We start from the raw sequence: 23,899 nt of genomic DNA, 5'->3' as shown, positions 1-23,899 counted from the left end.
CCCTGTGGCATTCTGGAACTGCCCGCGACACTGCGGGCGGCTATCCGGAGCAGACACACATGGTTGAAGGAAAAGTAGTCGTCGTCACCGGCGCGGGCGGCGGCATCGGGCGCGACATCGCGCTGGCCATGGCGAGCCATGGCGCGAGGGTGGTGGTGAACGACATCGGCGCGGCCCTTGATGGTGCGGGCGGCAGCGCCGGCCCCGCGCAGCAGGTGGTCGACGAGATCCGCGCTGCGGGCGGACAGGCGGTGCCCAACACCGACAGCGTGGCCGATGCGGCCAGCGCGGCGCGCATCGTCGAGTGCGCGGTCGAGAGCTTCGGGCGCATCGATGCGGTGGTCAACAACGCCGGCATCCTGCGCGACCGGTTCTTCCACAAGATGTCGGTCGACGAGTGGGACGCCGTGCTCAAGGTGCACCTGTACGGCGCCTACTACGTGAGCCGTGCGGCCGCCACGCACTTCAAGGAGCAGAACTCGGGCGCGATGGTGCACATGACCTCGACCTCGGGCCTCATCGGCAACTACGGCCAGGCCAACTATGCGGCGGCCAAGCTCGGCATCGTGGCGCTGTCGAAGTCGATCGCGCTCGACATGCTCAAGTTCAACGTGCGCTCCAACTGCATCGCACCGTTTGCATGGAGCCGCATGATCGGCGCCATTCCCACCGACACCGACGAGCAGCGCGCCCGCGTCGACAAGATCAAGCAGATGACGCCCGCCAAGGTGGCGCCGCTCGCGGTGTACCTGGCAAGCGATGCGGCCGGCGCGGTCAACGGCCAGATCTTCTCGGTGCGCAACAACGAGATCTCGCTCATCAGCCAGCCGCGGCCGGTGCGCTCCATCCATCGCTCCGAGGGCTGGACCCCGCAAAGCATTGCCGAGCACGCCATGCCCGCCATGCGCGCGAGCTTCCATCCGCTGGACCGCTCGGCCGACGTGTTCAGCTGGGACCCGGTCTGAGCGGGGCCCGCTCCTGAGGTCAAACCCTGAGGCCGGCGCGCGCAGCGCCATTCGCCGGACAATGCACGCTTCCTTTCTTTCTGGCGCGCTTGTCCGGTGAACCTGCATTTCGACCTGTTCGACCTGAAACTGTTCGTCTACGTGGCGGACGCGCGCAGCCTCACGCGCGGCGCCGAGAAGGCCTGCATCTCGCTGGCGGCCGCGTCCACGCGCATCAAGCAGATGGAAGAGGCCGTGGGCGGCAAGCTCTTGCACCGCAGCGCGCAGGGCGTGAGCCTCACGGCGGCAGGGCAGGCGGTGCTCTACCACGCCAAGCGCGTGATGCAGCAGATGGAGCACCTGCGCTGCGACATGCAGGATTTCGGCAAGGGCATCAAGGGCCATGTGCGCGTGTTCGCCAACACCACCTCGATCACCGAATACCTGCCGCAGAAGCTGGCCGGCTTTCTCACGCAGCATCCGGCGGTGCAGGTGGACCTGCGCGAATACCTGAGCGAGGAGATCGTGCGCGCCGTGGCCGATGGCGAGGCCGACATCGGCATCCTGGCCGGCGACGTGCACACCGGCGAGCTCGACGCGCGCCCCTTCGGCCGCAACCAGCTGGTGCTGGTGGTGCCCGCCGCGCACCACATGGCGGGTGCGGCCTCGGTGGCCTTTGCCGACACGCTCGACGAGCAGCACGTGGGCCTGCACCACGGCAGCGCCATCCACCGCTTTCTGCAGCGCCGGGCCGAGCTGGCCGGCCGCGGCTTCAACCCGCGCATCCAGGTCAGCAGCTTCGAGGCGATCTGCCTGATGATCGAGGCGGGCGTGGGGGTGGGCGTGCTGCCGGCCTCGTCGGCGCAGCGGCTGTCGATGGCGATGCGCATCGCAACCGTGGCGCTCAGCGATGCCTGGGCCGAGCGCGAGCTCAAGCTCATCGCACGCAGCCGCGAGCAGCTGCCGGCCTCGGCGCGCGAGCTGTTCGACCACCTCATCGCGCCCTGAAGAAGAGGGCGCGCAGGGCATGTCCGCCGACCTGAAGTCGCTGCGCCTGTTCGTGGCCGTGGCCGACCACGGCAGCATCAGCGAAGGCGCCAAGCGCTGCCACATCGCGCTCGCGGCCGCGAGCAAGCGCATCTCCGACCTCGAGGCCCGCGCGCGGCCGCCGCTGCTGGTGCGCCATGCGCGTGGCGTGACGCTCACTTCGGCGGGCCACGGCCTGCTGCTGCATGCGCGCGCCGTGCTCTCGGCCATGGACCGGCTGGGCGCCGAGCTCGACGACTTCCAGAACGGCGTGGCGGGCGTGGTCAGCATCACGGCCAACGCGTCCACCATCGCGCAGTTCCTGCCCGCGCAGATCGGCTCCTTCCTGCGGCTGCATCCGGTGCTCAAGATCGACCTGCAGGAGCGCGCCAGCACCGAAGTGGTGAAGGCCGTGCAGGCCGGCCTGGCCGACATCGGCGTGATCGAGGGCAACACGCCCGCCGACATGCTCGAATGCCTGTCCTACCGCAGCGACGAACTGGCCGTGGTGGTGGCGCGCGACCATCCGCTGGCCAGGCGCAAGCGCATCGGCGTGGAGGAGGTGCTGCGGCACGACCATATCGTGGTGCGCGAAGGCACGGCGCTGCACCGCGTGCTGCTGAACGCGGCGCTGGAGGCGCAGCTGCCGCTCAAGGTGCGCATGCAGGTGGGCAGCTTCGACATGGTGTGCCGCATGGTGGAGCAGGGCGTGGGCATCGGCGTGCTGCCGTATGCGGCCATCCTGCCGCAGCTGCAGATACTGAAGCTGCGCTGCCTGAAGCTCGATGCGCCGTGGGCGGTGCGCCGCCACCTGCTGTGCGTGCGGCGGCAGCAGGACCTGACCGCGGCTGCGCGCTCGGTGCTGGAGCACCTCGGCCGGCCGGACTGAGCCCCGAGCCTTCGCGCGGCGCGAAGCCTCGCGCCCGCCAAAAACGAATTGTTCTCCGCGGCCTGCGCACCAAGAATCGTGCAGCCGAAGCAAAGCAACAGGAGACGTTCTTGAAGATCATCCGCGTCAGCGCCACGCCGCTGAACATTCCCGTCACCATCGATGTGCTGGGGCTCAACCAACAGACCTCGCTCTCGCTCTGCCTGACCGAGATCGAAACCGACACCGGCCTTGTCGGCCATGGCATGACGGCCATCACCGAAGAAGAAATCATTGCCGCCGCCGTGCGCGAGGTGGCCGGCCCGGCATTGATCGGCGAAGACCCGATGGCCACCGAGCGCCTGTGGGACAAGCTCTACTGGCTGCTCTCGCCGCGCGGCCAGACCGGCTATGCGAGCCACACCATTGCCGCGCTCGACATCGCGCTGTGGGACCTGAAGGCCAGGGCGCTCGGCCAGCCGCTGTGGCGCTTGCTGGGCGGTGCGCGCTCCAGGGTGCCGGTCTATGCGACCTTCGGCTTCGGCTTCTTCGAGCGCGACCAGCTCGCCGCCGCCGCCAAGCTCTGGGTCTCGCAGGGCTTCCGGCGCCTGAAGATGACGGTCGGCGGCCATGCGCTCGCGCGGCGCGACGAGCCGCGGCCCATCGACGAGGTCATTGCCGAGGACGTGCGCCGCGTGGCGGCCGTGCGCGAGGCGGTCGGTCCTGATGTGAAGCTGTACGTCGACGCCAACTGCGGCCTCGACCTGTTCCACGCCACCGAACTCGCGCGCCGCATCGAGCCCTACGGCATCAGCTTCTTCGAGGAGCCGCTCACGCAGAACGACGTGCGGCAGATGGCCCAGCTGCGCGCGCGCACCAGCATTCCGCTGGCCTGCGGGCAGAACGAAGGGTTGGCCTTCCGCTTCCGCGACCTGCTGGTGAACCAGGCGGCCGACGTGCTGCAGCCCAACGTGACCATCTCGGGCGGCTATTCGCAGTGCCTCAAGATCGCGGGCATGGCCGCGGCCTTCAACGTGCCGATCGACAACGGCGGTGCCTGGCCCTTCCACAACATGCACCTGCATGCGGGCGTGTCGAACGGCGGCATGGCCGAATACCACTACGTGGCCGTGCAGATGCTCAAGCAGGTCTTCGACGGCCTGCCGGTGCCGCAGGACGGCTGGCTGCAGCTGCCCGAGACGCCGGGCCTGGGCTTCGCGCCCAATGCGGATCGCGTGCGCGAGCTCGCGAAGCTGCCGACTTCGCGCGGCAAGGGCAAAGCATAAAAATGGACGCCCCCGAAGCGCCTTGGGCGCTTCCCCCCCCCTGGGGGGCGCACCCGGCGGCCCGGCAAAGCCGGTTCCGCGGGTGCACTTGAATGAGCCGCGCAGACGGCGACGGACCGATGACTATTGGAGACATGATGAAAGCCAGAGAGATTGCTCGCCCTGCACGCCGCCAGGCGCTGCGTGCCGCCATGGCCCTGGGCTTTGCGGGAACGCTCGCCGCGCCCGCCGCCTGGGCCCAGAAGTACCCCGACAAGCCGATCCGCCTCGTGGTCGGCTATTCGGCCGGCGGCGGCGTCGATGCGGTCGCGCGCCTGCTCGGCACGCGCCTGTCGGCGGTGCTCGGACAGCAGGTGATGGTCGACAACCGCACCGGCGCCACCGGCATGATTGCCGCCGAATACGTCGCCAAGTCGGCGCCGGACGGCTACACGCTGATGATGGGCGACAGCGCGCTGCTGGCCGCCAAGCTGCTGCAGCCGAAGGCGCCGGTCGATCCGCTCACCAGCTTCAGGCCCGTCGCGGGCGCCTTCGTCTCGCCGCTGATGATCGTCACAGGCAACGACTTCCCGGCCAGGACGCCGGCCGAATTCGTGAAGGAGATCAAGGCCCGGCCGGGACACTATTCCTACGCCACCTCGGGCGTGGGCACGGTGCACCACCTGGGCTTCGAGATGCTCAAGCAGACCAGCGGCAGCAAGGTGGTGCACGTGCCCTACCGCGGCGCCGCGCAGATCGTGCCCGACGTGGTCGGCGGCCAGGTGCCCATCGGCGTGGTCAGCGCCACGGCCGGCATGGCGCAGGCCAAGGCCGGCAAGCTGCGCGCGGTCGCGCTGATGAACACCGCGCGGCTCGAAGGCGCCGAGAGCGTGCCGCCGCTGGCCGATGCGCTGCCGGGCTTCGACGTGGCGCCGCGCATCTTCGTGCTCGCACCCGCCGGCACGCCCGACGAAATCGTCGACAGGCTCTCGGCCGCGGTGAAGACCGTGCTCGACACGCCCGAGGCCGGCGCCGCGGCTGCCGCGCAAGGCACGCTGCGCGCCTACGCCACGCCGGCGCAGCTCGGCAAGGACATGGCGGAGGAGACGAAGCGCTGGCAGCGCATCATTGCCGAGCAGAACATCGTGGCGGAGGGCAAGTAGATGGCGCGGCCGCACCTGGGCCTGATCGTGCCGCCGGCCGCCGGCGCGGTGCCGGTGGACGGCCCGCTGCTCTACGGCGAGCGCATCCGCTTTTCAGCAAGAGGCTTGGGACTCGGCGAAATCTCGACCCGCGGCTACACCGAAGTGATCGACTCGGTCGTCGACAAAGCGCTGGAACTCAAGGCAGAGGGCGCCAGCGCCGTCTCCCTCATGGGCACCTCGCTGAGCTTCTTCCGCGGCGTCGCCTTCACGCGTCAACTCCAGCGCGAGATGGAACAGGCGACGGAGCTGCCCTGCACGACGATGAGCGACGCCATCATCGCGGGCCTGCATCACCTGAAGGTTCGACGCGTGGCCGTCGCCACCGCCTACATCGACGAGGTCAACACGCAGCTGCGAACCTACCTTGAACAGAGCGGCTTCGAACCGCTGGCGCTCGAAGGCCTGGCCATCTCCGATGTGCAGGCCGTGGGCCGGGTGCCGACCCAGGTGCTGGTCGACCTGTGCCTCAAAGTGTTCGAAGACCAACCCGGCGCCGATGGCCTCCTGATCTCGTGCGGCGGCCTCGTCACGCTCGATGCCGTGCGCGAGGTCGAGGCGCGCCTGCAGGTGCCCGTGGTGTCCAGTTCGCCCGCGGGCTTCTGGGACCTCGTGCGCACCGCGGGGCTCGATGCGCGCTCGCCGGGGCAGGGCCGGTTGTTCGCCTGAAGGGCCTCAGCCGAGCCAGCGGCCCACGCGCGGCGCAGACTCGAGCTGCCAGATGCGTTGGCACAGCGCCTTCGCCTCGTCGGCCGTGGCGCCCTCGCCGTAGTGCGCGAGGCGCTGCATCTTGTCCTCGATCTCCGTGCGGCTCAGGCTGTTGCCCGGGTCGCCCTTGGGCTCGTCGACGCGGCCGGCCAGCGTGCGGCCGTCGCGGGTCTGCACGCTGACCTTGCCGATCCAGCGCGCGGGGTAGGCGGTGTCGACTTCGGCGTCGAGTTCCATCGCCACCTTGTCGCGGAACGCGGCCACCTCGGGCGCCAGAAAGTCGCGGTCGAATTCGCCCAGGCCGGCGCGGCCGTGCACCGCAATCAGGCTCAGCACCGTGCCCATCGAGAACTTGCCCTGGTGCACGGTGGCTGGCACCGTGACGCGGCCCAGCACGTCGATGGCGCCCTGGTGCACGTGCGCGGTCACGCGGGCCACGTCGCCGTGCGCGAGCTGGTGCTCGCTCATCACCTGCAGCAGCGCATCGGCCGCGGGATGCGTGTGGCGGCAGGAGGCGTGGTACTTGAACGAGGTTTCGGCCAGTGCCCAGCGCGTGCCGAGGCGGTCGGTGAGCCGCGCCGGATCGGCATCGCTCGACATGCCGACGCCCAGGCCCTGTGCGCCTTCGAGCACTTTCGCAGCGCCCGTGAAGCCGTCCTGCGCGAGGTAGGCCGACATCAGTCCGCTCGCGGCCGCATGCGCGCAGTGCAGCTGCTTGGAATCGGCCGCATCGCGCAGGAACTCCCACACGCCGGCCGATTGCGTGCCGGCCGAGCCGAAGGCGTGCAGCATCTGCTGCGGCGCAAGTTCGAGCAGCCGGCCCACTGCCGCGGCCGCCGCGAGCGTGCCCGCCGTCGCGGTGGTGTGGAAGGTCTTGTAGTGCGAGCGGCCCAGGAACTCGCCCACGCGGATGCCGACTTCGTAGCCCGCGACCACGGCCGTCAGCAGCTGCGCACCGCTGGCGCCGATGCTCTGCGCCACGGCCAGCGCGGGTGCAATGACCACGGCCGCGGGATGGAACACCGAGCCGTTGTGCACGTCGTCCTGCTCCACGTAGTGCGAGGCCGCGGCGTTGACGAGCGCGGCGAACACTGGCGAAGTGGTGCGGCGCGAGGTGAGCATTTCGCTCGGCCCCTCGGCCGGCCCCATCGTCTGCGCGAAGCGCTCGATGCTGCGCACCGGCCGTGCCGTGCGCGCCGCGAGCACCGAGCCCAGCCAGTCGAGCATCAGGTCCTCGGTGCGGCGCAGCACGGGGGCGGGAATGTCCGCTAACTTGAGTTGGGCGGCGAAGGTGGCGAGATCCCGGCTGGGATGATTCGATGAGGTGGTCATGGAGTGCCTTCAGAACGAACGCGGCAGGCCGAGCATGTGTTCGGCCACATAGCTCAGGATGAGGTTGGTCGAGATCGGTGCCACCTGGTAGAGCCGCGTCTCGCGGAACTTGCGCTCGATGTCGTATTCGCACGCAAAGCCGAAGCCGCCATGGAACTGCAGGCAGGCATTGGCCGCCTCCCAGCTGGCCTTGGCTGCCAGGTACTTCGCCATGTTGGCCTGCGCGCCGCAGGGCTCGCGCGCATCGAACAAACGGCAGGCCTCGTAGCGCATGAGGTTCGCGGCCTCGATCTCGATGAAGGCCTCGGCAATCGGAAACTGCACGCCCTGGTTCTGGCCGATGGGCCGGCCGAACACCACGCGCTCCTTGGCGTAGGCCGTGACCTTGTCGATGAACCAGTAGCCGTCGCCGATGCATTCGGCCGCAATGAGCGTGCGCTCGGCATTGAGGCCGTCGAGGATGTACTTGAAGCCCTGGCCCTCTTCGCCGATCAGGTTCTCGGCCGGGATCTCGAGGTTCTCGAAGAACAGCTCGTTGGTCTCGTGGTTCACCATGTTCAGGATGGGCCGCACCGTCATGCCTTGGCCGATGGCCTCGCGCAGGTCGACGATGAAGATCGACATGCCTTCGGACTTCTTCTTGACCTCCGCAAGCGGCGTGGTACGCGCCAGCAGGATCATCAGGTCCGAATGCTGGATGCGCGAGATCCACACCTTCTGGCCGTTGATGACGTAGCGGCCGCCCTTCTTCACGGCCGTGGTCTTGATCCTGGTGGTGTCGGTGCCGGTGCTGGGCTCGGTCACGCCCATCGACTGCAGGCGCAGCTCGCCGGTGGCGATGCGCGGCAGGTAGTTGCGCTTCTGGGCCTCGCTGCCGTGGCGCAGCAGCGTGCCCATGTTGTACATCTGGCCGTGGCAGGCGCCCGAATTGCCGCCCGAGCGGTTGATCTCTTCCATGATCACCGAGGCTTCGGTGAGCCCGAGGCCGGAGCCGCCGTACTCCTGGGGAATGAGCGCGGCCATCCAGCCGGCTTTGGTGAGCGCGTCGACGAATTCGGCCGGGTAGCCGCGGGCCTCGTCGATCTTGCGGAAGTACTCGTTGGGAAACTGCGCGCACAGGTCGCGCACGGCATCGCGGATGTCGGCAAAGCGGGTGTCGTTGTGGTTGTTCATCTCGTTCAATCCTGGCGCGGGCCGCCGGCTTCTTTTTCGACGCGCTGCCAGATCTCGATGGCCATCGGGTCGTCGATTTCCTCCAAGAGGTGGCCCACGAGCCCGATGGCGCGCGCCATCACGCCGAGGCCGCGGATGATCTTCCACGGAAAGCCGAACTCGGCCGCAATCGCACCGATGGCGCCCGTCGCATTGATGGGCAGCGACTTGCCCGAGACGCGCTCGGCCTCCTGCTGCACCGCCTGCATCAGCGCCACGTAATGGCCCGAGAGGCCGTTCTCCTCGGCGATCTGGAACAGGCGCGGCGTGCGCGGGTCGATCGGCTTGTGCAGCGGATGCCCCAGGCCCGGCACGATCTGCTTGCGCGCGCGGTGGTCGGCCACGATGTCCTTCGCCATGTCGGCCAGCGGCCGCGCCGGCTTCTCGCCGAAGGGAATGGCCTCGTAGAGCATCTTCGCTGCGCCTTCGGTGCTGCCCACGAACACCGTGCCCAGCCCGCACAGGCCCGCGGCCACCGCGGCCTGCAGCGCCTCGGGCGCGCCTGCATAGGTGAGGCGCGCGGCCAGCGCGCTGGGCGTGATGCCATGCTCGACCAGCGTGACGACGATGGCGTTGAAAGTGACCGACTCCTGCGGTGTCGGGATGCGGCCCGTGAGCTCCAGGAAGGCCATGTCGCCGAGGTTCAGGTGGCCGAGGATCTCGGAGGGCAGGTCGCGCCCGCGCACGGTGATTCGGTCGGGCGTGCTGTGGCCGAGCTCGGTGTGCAGGGATTTCTTGATCTTTGTGGTGGTCATGCGCCGAATCTATGCCGCCCTCGCGCGAGGCGGGTCTGTGAATGCGAAACCCTCCCTTCGGCAAATGCAAATGCCGCGCGGCGGGGCGTTCTGTCACGCTGCGGCGATGGACACAGAATCACTTTCCGCCGTGCGCGATGCTGCGCTCGACTACTTCGTTCGCAGCCGTTCCATCCAGCGGCGGCGCGAGCGCATGGAGCGGCCCGATGCCGACGAGGCGCAGGGCTGGAGCGCCATGGCCGAGCTGGGCTGGACCGGCATGCTGGCACCCGAGTCCGCGGGCGGGCTGGGGCTGAATCTTGCGGGCGCCGCGCAGATCCTGCGCGCTGCGGGCGAGCATGTGGCACCCGAGCCGCTGCTGGCGGTGGCGGGCTTGAGCGCCATGCTGCTCGCGCGGCTCGCGGCTCCGGCCGCGCAGTCGCTGCTGGCCGAACTGGTCGCGGGCCGCAGCCTGCCTGCGCTGGCCTGGCAGGAGAGCGCCGGCGACCTGAGCGCCGTGCCGCTCGCCTGCGGTTGCGAGCCGCGCGCGGGGCATGCGGGCGGCGTGCTGCTGCAGGGCGAGAAGCTCATGGTGCTGCCCGGCGCGGCCGCCAGCGGCTGGCTGGTGTCGGCGCGCGGCAGCGACGACGCGGTGCTGCTGTGGGTGCCGCGCGGCACGGCCGGCGTGAGCGAAACCCTGGTGCCGCTGGTGGACGGCAGCCAGGCTGCGAGCCTGCGCTTCGAGCAGGTGGCGCTGCCCGCGGATGCGGTGCTGGCCGAAGGCCCCGCCGCGCAGGACGCGCTGCGCCATGCACTCGCGGCCGGCCAGGTCCTGCAGGCGGCCGAGCTGCTGGGCGTGGGGCAGGCGATGCTCGCGCAGACGCTGGCCTACCTGCGCACCCGTTCGCAGTTCGGCAAGCCCATCGGCAGTTTCCAGGCGCTGCAGCACCGCTGCGTGGACATGTTCATCCACCTCGAAGTGGCGCAGGCCGCGCTCGCCGAGGTGCTGGCACTGGCGGACCAGGGGCTCCCGGCCGAGCGGCTCGAAGCCGAAGCCAGCCGTGTCAATGCCCGCTGCACCGCCGCGGCGCTGCAGGCCTCGCGCACGGCGGTGCAGCTGCATGGCGCCATCGGCTACACGCAGGAGTGCGACCTGAGCCTCTACTACAAGCGCACGCTGTGCCTTTCGGCGTGGCTCGGCAACGTGGCCGCGCACCAGCGCCGGCATGCCGCGCTGGCCGACGGCGGTGAAGCGCGGGCGGGCACCGCCGCATGGGAGGGCGAGTTTCCGCGCAGCGCCGACTGGCATGCGATGCCCGAGGCCGAGTTCCGGCGCATGGTGCGCGCCTTCCTGCAGCAGCGCTATCCGCAGCAGCTGCGCTACCTGTCGCACCGCGCGCGCTGGAGCGAGATCCGCGAGTGGTATCTCACGCTGTCGGCGCAGGGCTGGATCGCGCCGGCGTGGCCCCAGGTGCATGGCGGCATGGGACTGCCGGCCGACAAGCTCATTGCATGGATCGAGGAACTCGAGCAGCACGGCGTGGCGCGCGCGCCGGACCAGGGCATCGTGATGATCGGCCCGCTGCTGATCCAGCATGGCACGACCGGGCAGCAACAGCGCTTCCTGCCGCGCATCCTGAGCGGCGAGCATGTGTGGTGCCAGGGCTATTCGGAGCCCAACGCCGGCTCCGACCTGGCGGGCCTTCGCACCGAGGCCGTGGCGGGGCGCGATGCCGAGGGCGATCACTTCATCGTCAATGGCCAGAAGATCTGGACCACGCTCGCGCAGGACGCCAACCACATCTTCATGCTGGTGCGCACCGACAAGGCCGCGCGCAAGCAGGAGGGCATCAGCTTCCTGCTGTGCGACCTGCGCACGCCGGGCATCACAGTGCGGCCCATCCATACGCTCTCGGGCGAGCCCGAGTTCTGCGAGGTGTTCTTCGACAGCGTGCGCGTGCCGGCCGAAAACCTCGTGGGCAAGCTGCATGGCGGCTGGACGATTGCCAAGGCGCTGCTGGGCTTCGAGCGCATCTTTCTCGGCAGCCCCAAGCAGTCGCAGTACGCGCTGGGCCAGCTTGCGCGGTTGGCGCAGGCGCGGCGCCTATTTGCGGACCCGGTGTTCGCGCAGCGCTTTGCCGCACTGCGGCTCGACGTACTCGACCTGTCGGCTGCATACACGGGCTTTGCCGACATCGTGCGCGCGGGCCAGCCGCTGCCGGCGTCGGTGTCGTTGCTCAAGATATGGGCCAGTGAAACCTACCACCGCATCGGCGCGCTGCTGGTCGAGGCCGGCGAAGAGCAGGGCGCCGTCGCGGGCGACCAGCTGCTCGACGGGCAGAGCTTCAACGTGCTGTCGCCGCTCATCGGCTCCACCGCCGCAATGATCTATGGCGGCACCAACGAGATCCAGCGCAACATCCTTGCGCGGCAGGTGCTGGACTTGCCGGCCTGATCGATGCGAGCCGCCGAAGAAATACACAACAGGAGACAACGCCATGACATCGACTCACTTCTCGCGCCGCCACCTCATGGCCGCGATGGCAGGCAGCGCGGCGCTGTCTGCACTGCCGCATCGCGCCTTCGCGCAGCAGCCTCTGCCGCCGCTCATCAAGCTGGTGGTCGGCTATTCGGCCGGCGGCCCGGTGGACGGCGCGGCGCGCCTGCTTGCGCCCGCGCTGAGCCAGGAGCTCGGCACGCAGGTCATCGTCGACAACCGCCCCGGTGCCAGCGGCTCGGTGGGCGGCGATGCGGTGGCCAAGGCCGTGCCCGACGGCGCGCTGCTGTTCTTCGGCGCAAGCCCGACCATCACCATCAATCCGAACATCCAGCGCAGGATGCCCTTCGATCCGATGAAGGACCTGACGCCCATCGCGCCGCTGGTCGACTACACCAACGTGCTCGTGGTCAACAAGGACCTGCCGGTGCACAGCGTGGCCGAGCTGCTGGCCTATGCGAAGGCGCGGCCGGGCAAGGTGTTCTACGGCTCGGCCGGCATCGGCGCGTCGAATCACCTGAGCGGCGCGCTGCTCGAGAAGATGACCGGCGTGCAGCTCACGCATGTGCCCTACAAGGGCAGCGCACCCGCATTGGCCGACGTGATGGGCGGCACCGTGACGATGATGTTCGACATCATCGCCACCTCGCGGCCCTTCATCCAGTCGGGAAAGATCCGCGCGCTGGCCGTCACCTCGCGCCAGCGCAACCGCATGCTGCCCGAGGTGCCGACCATGATCGAGTCGGGTGTGGCCGGCTACGACGTGGGCGGCTGGTTCGGCCTCTATGGCCCTGCGCGCATGGACGCGGCGCTGGTCGCGCGCCTGAACGCGGCCGCGCACAAGGCGCTGGCGCGTGAGGATGTCGCCCATCGGCTGCGCGAGCAGGGCTACGAGGTCTGGAGCGGCGGCGCGGAGCTGCTCGCGGCCAAGGGCCAGGCCGACCGCAGGCTCTGGGCCACCGCGGCGCAGGGCATCGAGGCGGAATGAGCGAAATGCCGGCACCCACGCGGATCCACGAGCTGCTCGAAGCGCGCGCATTGCAGTCGCCGCGCGACGCCTTTCTCTTCGAACCATCGGGCACCGTGTCGTACGGCGCGCTGCAGGCCATGGCCGAGGCGGCCGCGCAGGACCTGTTGGCCGCCGGCGTGCGGCCGACCGACCGCGTGCTGCTGGTGGCCGAGAACTGCGCCGCGCACATCGCGCTCATCATGGCGTGCAGCCGCATCGGCGCATGGTCGTGCGGGGTCAATGCGCGCATGTCGCCCGGCGAGGTCGCGGCCATTGCCGACCGCGCCGATGCGCGGCTGTGCTGCTTCACCACCGATGCCTCGGACGCCGCGCGGCAGCATGCCCAGCGCGCCGGTGCGGTGCCCTCGGCGCTGCCGGGCGTGATGCGCTCGGCCGTGCGCGCCGAGGCCAGGCCAGAGGCCGATCCCGCGCTCGCGGATACCGCGGCCATCATCTTCACTTCAGGCACCTCGGGTACGCCGAAGGGCGTGATGGTGTCGCACCGCGGGCTGCTGCATTTCGGCCGCGTGTCGGCCGGCGTGCGATCGCTGGGCGCGCACGACCGGGTCTACGCCTTCCTGCCGATGACGCACATCTTCGGCATCGGCACGGTGCTCATGGCCGCGCTCACGGGCGGCGCGGCGCTGGTGCTGCGCGCGAGCTTCTCGCCGGCCGACATGCTGCATGCGCTGGCGCATGAAGAGGTGTCCAACCTGCTCGGGCCGCCCACGATGTATGCGCGGCTGCTGGCCCACATCGAGGCCGGGCACGGTGCGCCGCGCTTTCCGGCGCTGCGCTATGCCTACACCGGCTCGGCGCCGCTCGATCCAGCGCTCAAGCAGCGCGTCGAGGCGCTGTTCGGCCAGCCGCTGCACTACGGCTATGGCTTGTCGGAGTACGCGGGCTCGGTGTTCCTCACGCGCGTGGAGGCACCGCGTGCGGACACGGCCGCGGGCCATGTGGTCGAGGGCGGCGAGGCGCGCATCGTGGGCCCCGATGGCCAGGACCTGGCGCCGGGCGAGACCGGCGAGATCTGGCTGCGCGGGCCCGGCCTCATGCTGGGCTACTTCCGCGATGCGGCGGCCACGGCGCAGGTCATGCGCCCCGGCGGCTGGTATGCGAGCGGCGACCTCGGGCGCTTCGGTGCGGACGGTGCGCTGTTCGTGGTCGGCCGGCTCAAGGAAATGATCATCCGCTCGGGCTTCAACGTGTACCCCGCGGAGATCGAGGCGGTGATCGGCCGCTTCGCCGGCGTGCACCTTTGCGCGGTGGTGGGCGTGCCCGAGGCCGACGGCAACGAGCGCATCGTCGCCTTCGTCGAGATGAAGCCCGGCGCCGTGCTCGATGAACCGGCGCTGCGCGCCTACCTCGCGGAGCACCTGTCGCCCTACAAGCGGCCCGCGCGCATCGAGACCGTCGACGCCATGCCGACCACGGCCAACGGCAAGCTGCTCAAGCGCGAGTTGCAGGCGCGCGCCACCCGGCCCTAGCCGAAGATGCAGGCGCGGCCCTTCTGCGTGTCCATGTACTCGCGCACGCGGGCGATGCGCCCATCGCGCAGTTCGAAGATGAAGCAGTAGTCGTTGTCGTACCGGCGGCCGTTCGCGAGCGTGGCCTGCAGGCGCAGCTCGACGATCACGGTATCGCCCTCGCAATAGCGGCTGCGGAAATCGACCGCGACATCGGAGACGAAGAGCGCCGGAAATCTCTCGGCCAGGAAATGCACGATGGCGTGGGGGCCGATCATGTGGTCGGGCGCATCGAGCGCCAGCGCGGTGGCATTGCCACGCGGCGCAAGCCATTCGGCATCCTCGGTGAACCAGGATGCGATGCGTTGGGGGTCGCGGCTTGCGAAAGCCTTCCAGGCGTCGGCGATGGTGCGCTTGTTCTGTTCGGAGTTCATGCGCCGACCATAGGCGCGGCCCGCGGCGCCCGCACGCCGGTTTCGGACATTTCCTGCAAGGAGCCGCGCCGCCGTCCGCCAGTGCCGCGCCGCAGGGGCGCGCATCGTCCCTGCATCGACACACCAAATACAGGAAGCACGCCATGGCAGACGACCCGAACAAGCGCGGCCCGCAGGACCGGACCCGCATCAATGTCAACGAGCCGCACGAGGTGCGCTATTGGACCGAGACGCTGGGCGTGACCGAGGCGCAGCTGCGTTCGGCCGTGGCCGCCGCGGGCGTCGAGGTGAAGGACGTGCGGGTCTACCTCGGCAAACCCTAGGCGGGTGGCGAAAGCGTAGGTACGCTCCTACACCCGCTGCGGGGGGCGGGACCGATACTTTGGCTTTCCTTCGCTTCAGGACGCGCAAAGTGAACGAGCCGAATGCCGAACCCCGCACCAGCAGCAGTGGTCCGCGGGCCTGCCACCCCCTCACCGAGGCGAAGCCTTCGGCTCTCCGCGCCCAATGAAGGCCTCGCCCGGAGCCCGAAGCTGGATCGCCGCCGGCGTACGCCACGAACTGCTCACCCGCGCCTTGCCGGCACTGCGCCACGACATGGCGGCCCCGGTGTCGGTGATCCGCATGGCGCTGCTCATGCTCAAGCGCCAGATCGGCGCGCCGGTCATCGATGCACCGGTCTGCGAGGAGCGCGTGGCGCTGATCGACAACCAGGTGTCCGAACTCGTCGAGGGCATCCGCTCGCTGCGCGACTGGGAGCTGGCCACGACGGATGACGGCATCACGCGCAGCGCGCTGGTGGCGCAGTGCGTGGGCCTGATGCGCGCAGCCTTCGACATGCACGGCGTCGAGCTGGCTGTCGATGCCGCGCTCGAACCGCGCGAGGGCGAAACGCGCTGGCCCCAGGGCGCCGCGCTGCGCTACCTGGTGCTTGGCGGCCTCGGATACCTGCACGACGGCGCATCCGAAGCCGGCGCGATCCGCATCGAGGCCGATGGCGGCAACGCGCTTCGCCTCAGCGCCTTGCCGCGCGAATCCGCCGGTGCCAGCCCGGTGCTCGACGCGCACCGCGCCCCGCGTGCGCTGGCCATCGACGCGATTGCGCTCCAGAGCCTGGCGGAAGACCTGGGCTACACCGTGGCGCTCGAGCGCGACAGCGTGCGCTTTCCGCTCGCGCCGGGCTGAGGCCTTCGTCGTTCTTCTTCGGCCTTGCGCCGGCCGTTGGCGCTGCGCGCCTCGCGCTGCTGGCGCGCCTGGCCTTGCCGATGCATCCGCAGGAAGGCGAGCAGCCGCTGTTCGGCGGCGTGGAGCCCGCGCGTCTTGCGCGCGGCGGTACGGGCCGACATCTTTCGCAGCAGTTCGGCCGCGGGGTCTTCCTCGTCGCCCGCAAGCGCGCTGCCCAGCGCCAGCACGGCCGGGTGCACGTAGGCCTTCTTGCAGACCGCGGGCGTGTTGCCCAGCTGCCTGGCCACGGCGGCCAGTATTTCCTTGGCGCTGTAGCGCCTGCCGTCGGCGGCCGTGCGGCCCGGTTCGCAGGCAAGCCGCGTGAGCTCCAGCGCCTGCACCGTGCCGTGCCAGGTGCGGAAGTCCTTTGCGGTGAAGCGCTCGCCGGGCGAGGCTTCGGCGATGTAGCCGTTGACGTCGGTGGACGAGACGCTGCGCAGCTCCCCGTCTTCGTCCTGGTACTGGAACAGCGCCTGGCCGGGCAGCTGCTGGCATTGGCGCACCACCCTGGCCACGCGCGGATCGTCGAGCCGGGCTTCATGCATCACGCCGCTCTTGCCCCTGAAGCGCAGCCGCAGCGCCGCGCCCTGCACGGCCGCGTGCCGGTTGCGCAGCGTGGTGAGGCCGAAGGAGCCGTTGCTGCTGACGTATTCCTCGTTGCCCACGCGCAGCAGCGTGGTGTCGAGCAGCCGCACCAGGGCCGCCAGCACCTGCTGGCGACCGGGCGCCTTGGCCGTTGCCGCGCCTTCCTGCAGGTCGCGCGCGACGCGGGCGCGGATGCGCGGCAGCGCGAGCCCGAAGGCCTCGAGGCGCTCGAACTTGGTCTCGTCCTTGAAAAGCCGCCAGTCGGGGTGGTAGCGGTACTGCTTGCGGCCGCGGGCATCGATGCCGGTGGCCTGGAGGTGGCCGTTGGGCAGCGGGCAGATCCACACCTGCGTGTAGGCCGGCGGAATCGCCAGCATGCGGATGCGGGAGAGCTCGTCCGCATCGCGCACCCAGCGGCCCTGCGCGTCGCGGTAGCGGAAGTGCTCGCCGTGCTTCAGTCGCCGGATGCCCGGCATGTCGGGGTTCACGTAGACCAGGCCGTTGGCAATGGGCGCGGCCGTCGGCGAGGGCCTGGAGGGCGGGGCGGTCGATCTGGAGCGGGCCGGCATGGGGTTTGCGTGGTGACGGTACCCAGCGCTTGTGCCTGCACCGACAATCGCCGCCTGTAGGACGCCGCAATCGCCGCTGGTGCGATGGAGGCGCTTTGTTCTTTTCCTGGAGTCCCAAAGAAATGATGTTCTTCCATCGGCCGTTTCCGTCTTCCTGCGTGCGCTGGCTCTCGGCCTGCGGTGCGGCGCTGCTCGTTGCGGCCTGCGCTTCCCCAACTTCGCCGACCTCGCCGGTATCGGCTGCACGCCCAGCTGCTGCTGCTGCCGCACCCGTCAAGGTGAAGGTCTTCGTCGCGGCCATGTTCGAGATCGGCCAGAACACCGGCGACCGGGCCGGCGAGTTCCAGCACTGGTATGAGCGCTACTGGAAGGGCGCCGCGCCCATGGCGGTGCCCGGCGCGCTGCAGCCGGTGTACTGCAATGCCGACGGCGTGTGCGGCGCGGTGCTCGGCATGGGCAAGGTCAACGCCTCGTCGTCGATGCAGGCCATCCTGCTGAACCCGCAGTTCGACTTCTCGCAGGCCTACTACGTGATTTCCGGCGTGGCCGGCACGCCGCCGGCGCGCGGCACCATCGGCGAGGTGAGCTGGGCCACCTGGCTCGTGGACTACGACCTCGGCCACCGCTGGGCGCCCGAGGAGAACAAGCCCGGCGAACCCACCTTCATGCCGCGCAAGGGCTACGAGGAATACCGCCGCTTCAAGCTCAACCCCGACCTCGTGGGCTGGGCCATGAAGCTCTCGTCCGACACGCCGCTCAAGGATTCGGACAGCGCGCGCAAGTACCGCCTGCGCTACCCCGATGCGGCCGCGCGGCGCGCGCCCTTCGTGGCCACCGGCACCCACATGACCGGCGACACCTTCTTCCACGGCCCCGGCATGTCGAAGCAGGCGCAATACATCGCCAGGCTCTACGGCGCCGACGACTACGTGATCACCGAAATGGAAGCCGCCGCCATCACGCTCGTGATCAAGCGCACCCATGGCACCGACCGCGTGATGAGCCTGCGCGGTGCCGTCAACTTCGACCAGGGCAGCCCGAAGGAAAGCACGCTGCAGCACCTGGACCCGGCCCCGGGCGAGACGGCGGGCGGCTTTGCCGAGACGGTGGAGAACATTGCGCTGGTGGGCACGCGCGTGGTGGACCACATCGTCGCCAACTGGCCGCAGTGGCAGGCCGGCGTGCCCAAGCCCTGAGCGGGTTCAGGGCCGCACCGGCTGCAGGTGCCACGTCACGTTGAAATCGAAGGGCGTCCAGCGGCTCACCGTGACGCCCGCCTGCCGCAGGCCGCGGCCGGTCCAGGTGTTGCAGGTCTCGAAGAGGTGGTAGCCGCCTTCGGCCTCGTAGAAGGCGTCGTCGTTGCCGTAGTGGGCGCCGGCAACGGGTGTCGCGCCGCCCGAGGCGAGCGTCGCCTGCACGTAGCCCGCGAGCTGCGCGTACTGCGCCTGTGAGAGCGGCAGGTGGAAGGCGTTCCTGGTCAATGAGGTACGGCTGAGGTAGGTCACATGCAGCAGCGCGCGGTTGCCGCCGAGCAGGGCGCCCAATGCGCGCGAGGCCGTGAGGTCGGCCCAGGTGGGCGTGTGCAGGTAGAACTCGCGGTCGCCCCAGCCGATGGCGATGAACTCCGCATCGGGCGGCACGGCCTTGAAATGCGCGAACGGAAAGAGCTGCTGCCAGTCGACGGTGGCCGAGCGGATCGGAAACACCAGGTCGGTGTGGATGCCGTTGCTCAGCACCCAGGCCTGGACGGCGGGCGGCGGCGCGGGCGCCCGTGCATTGGCCGGCCAGAGCATCAGCGCGCAGGCCGCGCCCACGTACAGCCCCGCGGCCAGCGTGAAGCCCAGCAGCGTGAATGCGATGCGCCGGAGCCAGCGTCTGATCACGGCGCCGGGTGTTTCAGAAGAGCGACGCGGTGGCCGAGGCCGCCTCCGCCGACGCGCGCGAGGCCGGGCCGACCACAGCCGGCGCCGTGGCCTCGGGGCTGCCGGCCTTCGCAAGCGCGCCCACGCGCACGCCCAGGAGGCGCAGCGGGCGCTCCAGCGGAACGCGCTTCAGGCACAGCCCGCCGACCTGGCGGATGGTCTTGCCGTCGGCGGTGTGGCGCTCGATGGTCTGGTCACGCGTGGCGATCTTGAAATCGTCGTAGCGCAGCTTGATGCCGATGGTCTTGCCCACGTAGCCCTTGCGCTGCAGGTCTTCGGCCACCTTCTCGCACAGGTGGGTGAAGATCGCGCCCAGCTCGGCGCGGTCGCGCACCGCATGCAGGTCGCGGTCGAAGGTGGTCTCGCGGCTCATCGACACGGGCTCGCTCTCGGTCACCACCGGCCGGTTGTCGCGGCCCCAGGCCACCTCGTGCATCCACGCGCCCGTGGACTTGCCGAAGTTCTGGATCAGCCAGTCGCGCTCGCGCGCCGCGAGCTGGCCCACGGTCTCGATGCCGAAGCGCTTGAGCTTCTCGTCGGCCTTGGGTCCGATGCCGTTCACCTTGCGGCAGGGCAGCGGCCAGATGCGCGTCTGCAGGTCGTCTTCGTAGACCACCGAGATGCCGTTGGGCTTGTTGAACTCGCTCGCCATCTTGGCGATGAGCTTGTTGGGCGCCACGCCGATGGAGCAGGTGAGGCCGGTGGCGTCGAGGATGGCCTTCTGGATGAGCCGCGCGAGCGATCGGCCGCCTTCACGCTGGCCGCCGGGCACATCGGTGAAGTCGATGTAGACCTCGTCCACGCCGCGGTCTTCCATCAGCGGCGCGACCTCCCTGATGACCTGCTTGAAGGTGCGCGAATACTTGCGGATCTCCTCGAAATCCACCGGCAGGATGATGGCCTGCGGGCACAGCTTGGCGGCCTTCATGAGCCCCATGGCCGAGCCCACGCCGAACTGCCGCGCCGGGTAGGTGGCGGTGGTGATCACGCCGCGGCCCACGTAGTCTCTCAGCCGCGGAAAGGCCTCCACCGGAATGTCGGCCAGCGTGCCGCCCTCGGGCACGTGGCGGATCGCCTCGTCCACGCTGCGCCGCCCGCCGCCGATCACCACCGGCAGGCCCTTGGGCTGCGGATAGCGCAGCAGCTCGACCGACGCGTAGAAGGCGTCCATGTCGAGGTGGGCGATGCGGCGGATCGGGGGCGTTGGAACGGTCGGGGAGCTCACGGCATGGATTGTCTCGCGGCCGGGCGATGTTCGCCTGCCGGGCGGCCGCGTGCAAGAATGCGGCCGATTTGCAGGCTGGCCCTCCGGTGGCATGGAAAGGAATCTGGCATGGATGACGAAGTCGAAGGCATGACCATCGCGCTGACGCCGGTGCAGATGGCCGCGGTTCTGGGCGGGGAGGACGTGCCCGAATCCGCGAGCCTGAGCAACCGGCTCTGGGGCACGGTGGGGCTGGTGGGCGGCGTGGTGGAACTGGTGGGCGCCGGCATCCTGTGCGTCGCGCCCGAGCCCACGATGGTGACCAAGGCCGGCTGCGTGGTGCTGGGCGTGCACGGCTTCGACACCCTGGCGACCTCGGGCCGCCAGGTCTGGACCGGCACCCCGCAGCGCACCGCCACCGCCGTCACCGCCAGCTCGGCGGCCGAGGCGCTGGGCGCCTCGCGTGAAACCGCCGATGGCATCGGGCTTGCGGTGGACGTGGCGGTGCCGCTGGTGGTGGCTTCGGGGCTGGGCGCTGCGCGCATCGTCGCCGTGATGCGCGGCGGCCGCATCCGGCTGGTGGAACATGAGGCCGCGGCGGGATCGCGGCTGGGCGGCCACACCATGGCGCGCCACGTCGGGCAGACCGATGCCCAGCTGCTGGCCAGGGTGCGAACCGCCACCCGGCCGGGCCCGCGGGCGGTGTCCACCTTTGCCGACCTGGCCACTGCAGAACGCGCGATCACCGAGACGCTGCGCGCCAACGCCGCCGCGGTGCGCGCCTGGTCGCGCGGGGCGGCCGCGGGCAGCAAGTCGCCGGAGCTGGAGCACGTGCTGGGCTACGTGGTGGGGCGGGGCGTGCAGTTCGGCAGCACCGCCGTCAACGACCTCTCCGGCGTGCGGATCATCCTCAAGATGGAAACCTACAACGGCAAGCCGTTCTACATCCTCACGGCCTATCCGATCTGAGCCGCGCGGCGCCGCGAGCGCCTACAGGAAGGACGGGGCTTCGCCCGTCGTCCACACGTCGGCGCCGAGTTCTTCGGCCAGGCGGGCCAGCAGCCTGGTGGTGCGCTCGCGCAGCGGGGCAATGCGGGCCTGCAGGCCGGCCCGGGGCAGCGCTGCGGCCTGGACGGTCGCGTCGGAATCGGGGTCGCTTTCGCGGATGTAGAGCGTGCCGTTGCGGGCCCAGGCCTCCACCGCCCAGCCCTGGTCCTGGTCGGCATAGACCATGCCTTCGTCGTGCCCCGCCACGGCGGCAAGGAAGTGGTCCATGGAAGAGAACGTGTCGTACCAGGGGAAGGACAGGTGCACGTCCGCATCCTCGTTGTCCAGCCGCAGATCCATCCAGAAATACTGGCGCACCTGCTGGAGTTTCAGCCCGCGCTGCCGGGCCAGTGCAGCCACCCGGCCGTAGTAGGCAGCAAGCTCCGCCTCGTGCCCGATGGCCTCCGGAACGCTCACCCGCAGGCGCTCGGCGCGCGGGAATTCCGGCAGCGCGAGCGGCTCGGGCGGGCGGTCCCGCACGGGATGGAACTCGTCCCACAAATGAAATGCGATCTCGGGCTCCAGCGAGTTGATCGGCTTGGCTTCGGCGAACCAGGGTTCCACTTGCGCGCTCCTCTGAATGGTCGGGCGGACGATGTTAGCCCGAGGCGCAGCCGCGCACTCTGCGGCATGTCCGGCGCGCATTCTTCTCAGGGCGGCGGCACCATGTCGCGCATGAGCTTGTCCAGCGCTTCGTCGCTCATCTGCTCGGCCGGCGCCAGCGCAGTCGGCGAAGTGCGCAGCCAGCGCGTGGTCACGGGCAGCGCCATCACCAGCGCGGCCACGGTGGCGAGCACCGCGAGGTAAGGCGCGAGCGCGCGCGCGACGGCGGCCGCAGGCGGCCGCGGCGCGACCTGGCCGCGCGCGAGCACCAGCGCATAGCCGAAGGGCGGCAGCAGGAAGCCCGCCTGCAGCACCAGCAGGGTCAGCTCGGCGATCCATGCTGCATCGTCGAGCTGTGCGAGCACGGGCGGCATCACGATGGGAACGATCAGGAAGATCAGCTCGAAGGCATCGAGCACGAAGGCGAAGGCCAGCAGAACGGCCAGCACCACGCCCAATCCCGCCATAGGGTGGCCCTGCAGCGACAGCACGAGCCGTGCAATCAGCCCGTCGGTGCCGAAGCCGCGCAGCAGCAGAGAGAAGGTGGTGGCCGCCACCAGCAGCGCATACAGCGCGCCGGTGAGCGCCATGGCATCGTCGAGCACCTGCCACAGCACCGGGCGCGTGAGCTGGCGCGACGCCAGGCCCCAGCCGAGCAGCAGCACACCGGCCGCGGCCGCGCCTTCGACCGCGCGCACCTTGCCGAGCGTGACCAGCACCAGCAGTGTGCCGATCAGCAGGGGCACGAGCAGCAGCGTCCAGCCCTCGCGCCGGTTCAATGGCTCCCGTTGCACCGGCGGCCGCGGCTTGCGCCGTGCGCCGAACCACGCCACCGCGAGCCAGCCGGCCAGCAGGACGGCGGCGGGTACCAGTGCCGCCTGCAGGATGTCCTGCGTGTTGACGATGCGGTTCGCGGCGCCGGCGGCGGCCGTCGGGAGCCCCAGCTCGCGGGCCATGTTCGTCCCTTCGGTGTGGGCGCGCAGCATCGCGTCGCCGAGCAGCAGCAGCACGAGCGAGGGCGGCACGCTCACGCCCAGCGTACTGGTGAGGGCCACGAGTGCGGTGCGCTGGGCCGGGGGCACTCCCTCGCGCGCCCAGCCCTCGCCCGCGGTGCGCGCCAGGGTGAGCAGGCTGGCGCCGACCGAGCCGTTCATCGGTGCGAGCATCAGGCCCAGCAGCATGCCTGCGAGTTCGGGCGCGGCCCGCGGTGTGATGCGTGCGAGCACCTTGCGCAGGCCGGTGTACAGGTGCTCGGCCAGGGCCAGCCGGTTGAGCAGCGCACCGACCAGCCCATACAGCGCCAGCGCCTGCAGCAGATCGTGCTCGAGCAGGCCGACGATGCGCCAGGGCAGGTTCTGCAGGAGCGCCAGGTCGAAGGCACCGAGCGCGAGGCCCGCAACAGCGCCCAGCGAGCATACGCCGAGCAGCACGGCGTAGGTCGGCCAGCCGGTGGCCATCATCAGCACCAGGGCCAGCGCAAGCAGGGCGAGTCCGGTCCATGCCATGGCGTTGCCTTTACGACCGCCGCCGCTCGCACCAGAGGTCGAGCGCGCCCTGCACCGCCAGCAGCGCCGCGAGCAGAAGCAGCGCAACCTTGATCATGAAGTAGCCCGGGTTGAAGGTGTCGGGAAAGCGTTCCAGCGCCGTCACCGCATCCGCGACCGGCACCGCGGCGCTGCAGACCAGGAACAGCGCCCAGGGCAGCACGCACAGTGCCGCGCCGATGCGGCGCAGCCGCGCGATGCGGCTCGTGGTGTCGGCCGCGAGGTCGGGCCGCGCCACCAGGTGCGCGCCGCGCCGTCCGGCATGCCGCAGCGCCACCGCCACGTAGAGCGCGAACAGCCACTGCGCGAGATCGTTGGCCTGCGTCGGCCCGCTGCCGGATCGAGTCAGGTCGCGCAGCGGCCATTGCACGAAGAGCAGCAGCGCGATCGCAATGGCCAGCGGCATCGCGGCGCGATCGATCAGGTCCAGCACGCGCAGCGATGGCGGCGCTGAAGGCGAATCGGTCGGTTTGGGATGTTCCGGCGGGAGCGTCATGTCGC

23 protein-coding genes are annotated in these 23,899 nt (G+C 70.1%); 13 read left to right on the top strand and 10 right to left on the bottom strand.

The features are described 5' to 3' along the window. Positions 1-59 precede the first annotated feature (59 nt). From AC1DMS_RS11810 to AC1DMS_RS11785, 6 genes are all read left to right on the top strand, one after another. A complete protein-coding gene (locus AC1DMS_RS11810; RefSeq protein WP_028253956.1) occupies positions 60-965 on the top strand; it encodes an SDR family NAD(P)-dependent oxidoreductase in 906 nt (301 codons plus the stop codon). 96 nt (positions 966-1,061) lie between these two features. Continuing rightward, the gene (locus tag AC1DMS_RS11805) at positions 1,062-1,952 is read left to right on the top strand and encodes a LysR family transcriptional regulator (RefSeq protein WP_018903192.1); all 891 of its coding nucleotides are present in this window, start codon (positions 1,062-1,064) and stop codon (positions 1,950-1,952) included. Positions 1,953-1,971: 19 nt separating this feature from the next. After that, the gene (locus AC1DMS_RS11800) at positions 1,972-2,859 is read left to right on the top strand and encodes a LysR family transcriptional regulator (protein WP_478181043.1); all 888 of its coding nucleotides are present in this window, start codon (positions 1,972-1,974) and stop codon (positions 2,857-2,859) included. 110 nt (positions 2,860-2,969) lie between these two features. Continuing rightward, positions 2,970-4,124: a mandelate racemase/muconate lactonizing enzyme family protein gene (locus tag AC1DMS_RS11795; protein WP_278881433.1), complete on the top strand. Its 1,155-nt coding sequence runs from the start codon at positions 2,970-2,972 to the stop codon at positions 4,122-4,124. Positions 4,125-4,261: 137 nt separating this feature from the next. Next, a complete protein-coding gene (locus AC1DMS_RS11790) occupies positions 4,262-5,266 on the top strand; it encodes a Bug family tripartite tricarboxylate transporter substrate binding protein (RefSeq protein WP_478181042.1) in 1,005 nt (334 codons plus the stop codon). Further along, positions 5,267-5,974, top strand: a complete 708-nt coding sequence (locus AC1DMS_RS11785) for an arylmalonate decarboxylase (protein ID WP_478181041.1) — start codon at positions 5,267-5,269, stop codon at positions 5,972-5,974. A gap of 6 nt (positions 5,975-5,980) precedes the next feature. Here AC1DMS_RS11785 and AC1DMS_RS11780 read toward each other — a convergent pair whose 3' ends face one another. The 3 genes from AC1DMS_RS11780 to AC1DMS_RS11770 are packed head-to-tail and all read right to left on the bottom strand — an operon-like array spanning position 5,981 to position 9,312. Continuing rightward, on the bottom strand, positions 5,981-7,345 hold the full coding sequence (locus tag AC1DMS_RS11780; RefSeq protein ID WP_478181040.1) for an MmgE/PrpD family protein: 1,365 nt from the start codon (positions 7,343-7,345) through the stop codon (positions 5,981-5,983). A gap of 9 nt (positions 7,346-7,354) precedes the next feature. After that, on the bottom strand, positions 7,355-8,518 hold the full coding sequence (locus AC1DMS_RS11775) for an acyl-CoA dehydrogenase family protein (RefSeq protein ID WP_478181039.1): 1,164 nt from the start codon (positions 8,516-8,518) through the stop codon (positions 7,355-7,357). A gap of 5 nt (positions 8,519-8,523) precedes the next feature. Continuing rightward, a complete protein-coding gene (locus AC1DMS_RS11770) occupies positions 8,524-9,312 on the bottom strand; it encodes a citryl-CoA lyase (RefSeq protein ID WP_478181038.1) in 789 nt (262 codons plus the stop codon). A gap of 106 nt (positions 9,313-9,418) precedes the next feature. Here AC1DMS_RS11770 and AC1DMS_RS11765 point away from each other — a divergent pair, with 106 nt between their 5' ends. The 3 genes from AC1DMS_RS11765 to AC1DMS_RS11755 are packed head-to-tail and all read left to right on the top strand — an operon-like array spanning position 9,419 to position 14,287. Further along, positions 9,419-11,746, top strand: a complete 2,328-nt coding sequence (locus AC1DMS_RS11765; protein WP_478181037.1) for an acyl-CoA dehydrogenase — start codon at positions 9,419-9,421, stop codon at positions 11,744-11,746. 43 nt (positions 11,747-11,789) lie between these two features. Further along, entirely contained in the window at positions 11,790-12,776 is a 987-nt protein-coding gene (locus AC1DMS_RS11760; RefSeq protein ID WP_012746462.1) for a Bug family tripartite tricarboxylate transporter substrate binding protein, read from the top strand. Positions 12,777-12,781: 5 nt separating this feature from the next. Beyond that, complete coding sequence (locus AC1DMS_RS11755; RefSeq protein WP_478181036.1) at positions 12,782-14,287, top strand: class I adenylate-forming enzyme family protein; 1,506 nt, start codon at positions 12,782-12,784, stop codon at positions 14,285-14,287. On the opposite strand, the gene AC1DMS_RS11750 is transcribed toward AC1DMS_RS11755, so the two are convergent. Beyond that, positions 14,284-14,700 (bottom strand): nuclear transport factor 2 family protein, encoded by a 417-nt coding sequence (locus tag AC1DMS_RS11750; RefSeq protein WP_278880468.1) that lies wholly within the window; start codon positions 14,698-14,700, stop codon positions 14,284-14,286. The two genes, AC1DMS_RS11755 and AC1DMS_RS11750, sit on opposite strands and share 4 nt — an antisense overlap. A 143-nt stretch (positions 14,701-14,843) precedes the next feature. Between AC1DMS_RS11750 and AC1DMS_RS11745 the strand changes: the two genes are divergently transcribed. Together AC1DMS_RS11745 and AC1DMS_RS11740 are read left to right on the top strand one after the other, a co-directional pair. Beyond that, positions 14,844-15,023 (top strand): DUF3606 domain-containing protein, encoded by a 180-nt coding sequence (locus AC1DMS_RS11745; RefSeq protein WP_012746465.1) that lies wholly within the window; start codon positions 14,844-14,846, stop codon positions 15,021-15,023. Positions 15,024-15,207: 184 nt separating this feature from the next. Next, positions 15,208-15,885: a hypothetical protein gene (locus AC1DMS_RS11740; protein WP_012746466.1), complete on the top strand. Its 678-nt coding sequence runs from the start codon at positions 15,208-15,210 to the stop codon at positions 15,883-15,885. Here the strand turns inward: AC1DMS_RS11740 and AC1DMS_RS11735 are convergent. Beyond that, entirely contained in the window at positions 15,831-17,078 is a 1,248-nt protein-coding gene (locus tag AC1DMS_RS11735) for a DNA topoisomerase IB (RefSeq protein ID WP_478181035.1), read from the bottom strand. The two genes, AC1DMS_RS11740 and AC1DMS_RS11735, sit on opposite strands and share 55 nt — an antisense overlap. A 122-nt stretch (positions 17,079-17,200) precedes the next feature. Here AC1DMS_RS11735 and AC1DMS_RS11730 point away from each other — a divergent pair, with 122 nt between their 5' ends. After that, positions 17,201-18,274, top strand: coding sequence for a purine-nucleoside phosphorylase (locus AC1DMS_RS11730; protein ID WP_478181034.1), 1,074 nt, complete (start codon positions 17,201-17,203; stop codon positions 18,272-18,274). A 6-nt stretch (positions 18,275-18,280) separates the two neighbouring features. Here the strand turns inward: AC1DMS_RS11730 and AC1DMS_RS11725 are convergent, their stop codons facing one another. Beyond that, positions 18,281-18,961, bottom strand: a complete 681-nt coding sequence (locus AC1DMS_RS11725; protein ID WP_478181033.1) for a TIGR02117 family protein — start codon at positions 18,959-18,961, stop codon at positions 18,281-18,283. Positions 18,962-18,974: 13 nt separating this feature from the next. Continuing rightward, positions 18,975-20,225 (bottom strand): Y-family DNA polymerase, encoded by a 1,251-nt coding sequence (locus AC1DMS_RS11720; protein WP_478181032.1) that lies wholly within the window; start codon positions 20,223-20,225, stop codon positions 18,975-18,977. 108 nt (positions 20,226-20,333) lie between these two features. Between AC1DMS_RS11720 and AC1DMS_RS11715 the strand changes: the two genes are divergently transcribed. Then, the gene (locus AC1DMS_RS11715) at positions 20,334-21,173 is read left to right on the top strand and encodes an RNase A-like domain-containing protein (protein ID WP_012746471.1); all 840 of its coding nucleotides are present in this window, start codon (positions 20,334-20,336) and stop codon (positions 21,171-21,173) included. A 21-nt stretch (positions 21,174-21,194) separates the two neighbouring features. On the opposite strand, the gene AC1DMS_RS11710 is transcribed toward AC1DMS_RS11715, so the two are convergent. The 3 genes from AC1DMS_RS11710 to AC1DMS_RS11700 all read right to left on the bottom strand — a co-directional run bounded on the left by AC1DMS_RS11710 (position 21,195) and on the right by AC1DMS_RS11700 (position 23,894). Next, entirely contained in the window at positions 21,195-21,815 is a 621-nt protein-coding gene (locus tag AC1DMS_RS11710; protein WP_412510495.1) for a hypothetical protein, read from the bottom strand. Between the two features lie 86 nt (positions 21,816-21,901). Then, positions 21,902-23,359, bottom strand: a complete 1,458-nt coding sequence (locus AC1DMS_RS11705; protein WP_062362898.1) for a TRAP transporter large permease subunit — start codon at positions 23,357-23,359, stop codon at positions 21,902-21,904. Positions 23,360-23,369: 10 nt separating this feature from the next. Further along, positions 23,370-23,894: a C4-dicarboxylate ABC transporter substrate-binding protein gene (locus AC1DMS_RS11700; RefSeq protein WP_478181031.1), complete on the bottom strand. Its 525-nt coding sequence runs from the start codon at positions 23,892-23,894 to the stop codon at positions 23,370-23,372. Between the last annotated feature and the right edge of the window lie 5 nt (positions 23,895-23,899).

Source organism: Variovorax sp. 05T418 (assembly GCF_056396385.1).
Note: the sequence above shows the minus strand (reverse complement) of the source record. Positions and strands in the feature narration are given on the sequence as shown.

What these genes read in the sequence shown, in the direction of transcription:
- AC1DMS_RS11810 (WP_028253956.1), top strand. Translation starts at nt 60, where the DNA reads ATGGTTGAAGGAAAAGTAGTCGTCGTCACCGGCGCGGGCGGCGGCATC.
- AC1DMS_RS11800 (WP_478181043.1), top strand. Translation starts at nt 1,972, where the DNA reads ATGTCCGCCGACCTGAAGTCGCTGCGCCTGTTCGTGGCCGTGGCCGAC.
- AC1DMS_RS11790 (WP_478181042.1), top strand. Translation starts at nt 4,262, where the DNA reads ATGAAAGCCAGAGAGATTGCTCGCCCTGCACGCCGCCAGGCGCTGCGT.
- AC1DMS_RS11785 (WP_478181041.1), top strand. Translation starts at nt 5,267, where the DNA reads ATGGCGCGGCCGCACCTGGGCCTGATCGTGCCGCCGGCCGCCGGCGCG.
- AC1DMS_RS11780 (WP_478181040.1), bottom strand. Translation starts at nt 7,345, where the DNA reads ATGACCACCTCATCGAATCATCCCAGCCGGGATCTCGCCACCTTCGCC.
- AC1DMS_RS11775 (WP_478181039.1), bottom strand. Translation starts at nt 8,518, where the DNA reads ATGAACAACCACAACGACACCCGCTTTGCCGACATCCGCGATGCCGTG.
- AC1DMS_RS11770 (WP_478181038.1), bottom strand. Translation starts at nt 9,312, where the DNA reads ATGACCACCACAAAGATCAAGAAATCCCTGCACACCGAGCTCGGCCAC.
- AC1DMS_RS11765 (WP_478181037.1), top strand. Translation starts at nt 9,419, where the DNA reads ATGGACACAGAATCACTTTCCGCCGTGCGCGATGCTGCGCTCGACTAC.
- AC1DMS_RS11760 (WP_012746462.1), top strand. Translation starts at nt 11,790, where the DNA reads ATGACATCGACTCACTTCTCGCGCCGCCACCTCATGGCCGCGATGGCA.
- AC1DMS_RS11755 (WP_478181036.1), top strand. Translation starts at nt 12,782, where the DNA reads ATGCCGGCACCCACGCGGATCCACGAGCTGCTCGAAGCGCGCGCATTG.
- AC1DMS_RS11750 (WP_278880468.1), bottom strand. Translation starts at nt 14,700, where the DNA reads ATGAACTCCGAACAGAACAAGCGCACCATCGCCGACGCCTGGAAGGCT.
- AC1DMS_RS11745 (WP_012746465.1), top strand. Translation starts at nt 14,844, where the DNA reads ATGGCAGACGACCCGAACAAGCGCGGCCCGCAGGACCGGACCCGCATC.
- AC1DMS_RS11740 (WP_012746466.1), top strand. Translation starts at nt 15,208, where the DNA reads ATGAAGGCCTCGCCCGGAGCCCGAAGCTGGATCGCCGCCGGCGTACGC.
- AC1DMS_RS11735 (WP_478181035.1), bottom strand. Translation starts at nt 17,078, where the DNA reads ATGCCGGCCCGCTCCAGATCGACCGCCCCGCCCTCCAGGCCCTCGCCG.
- AC1DMS_RS11730 (WP_478181034.1), top strand. Translation starts at nt 17,201, where the DNA reads ATGATGTTCTTCCATCGGCCGTTTCCGTCTTCCTGCGTGCGCTGGCTC.
- AC1DMS_RS11715 (WP_012746471.1), top strand. Translation starts at nt 20,334, where the DNA reads ATGGATGACGAAGTCGAAGGCATGACCATCGCGCTGACGCCGGTGCAG.
- AC1DMS_RS11705 (WP_062362898.1), bottom strand. Translation starts at nt 23,359, where the DNA reads ATGGCATGGACCGGACTCGCCCTGCTTGCGCTGGCCCTGGTGCTGATG.
- AC1DMS_RS11700 (WP_478181031.1), bottom strand. Translation starts at nt 23,894, where the DNA reads ATGACGCTCCCGCCGGAACATCCCAAACCGACCGATTCGCCTTCAGCG.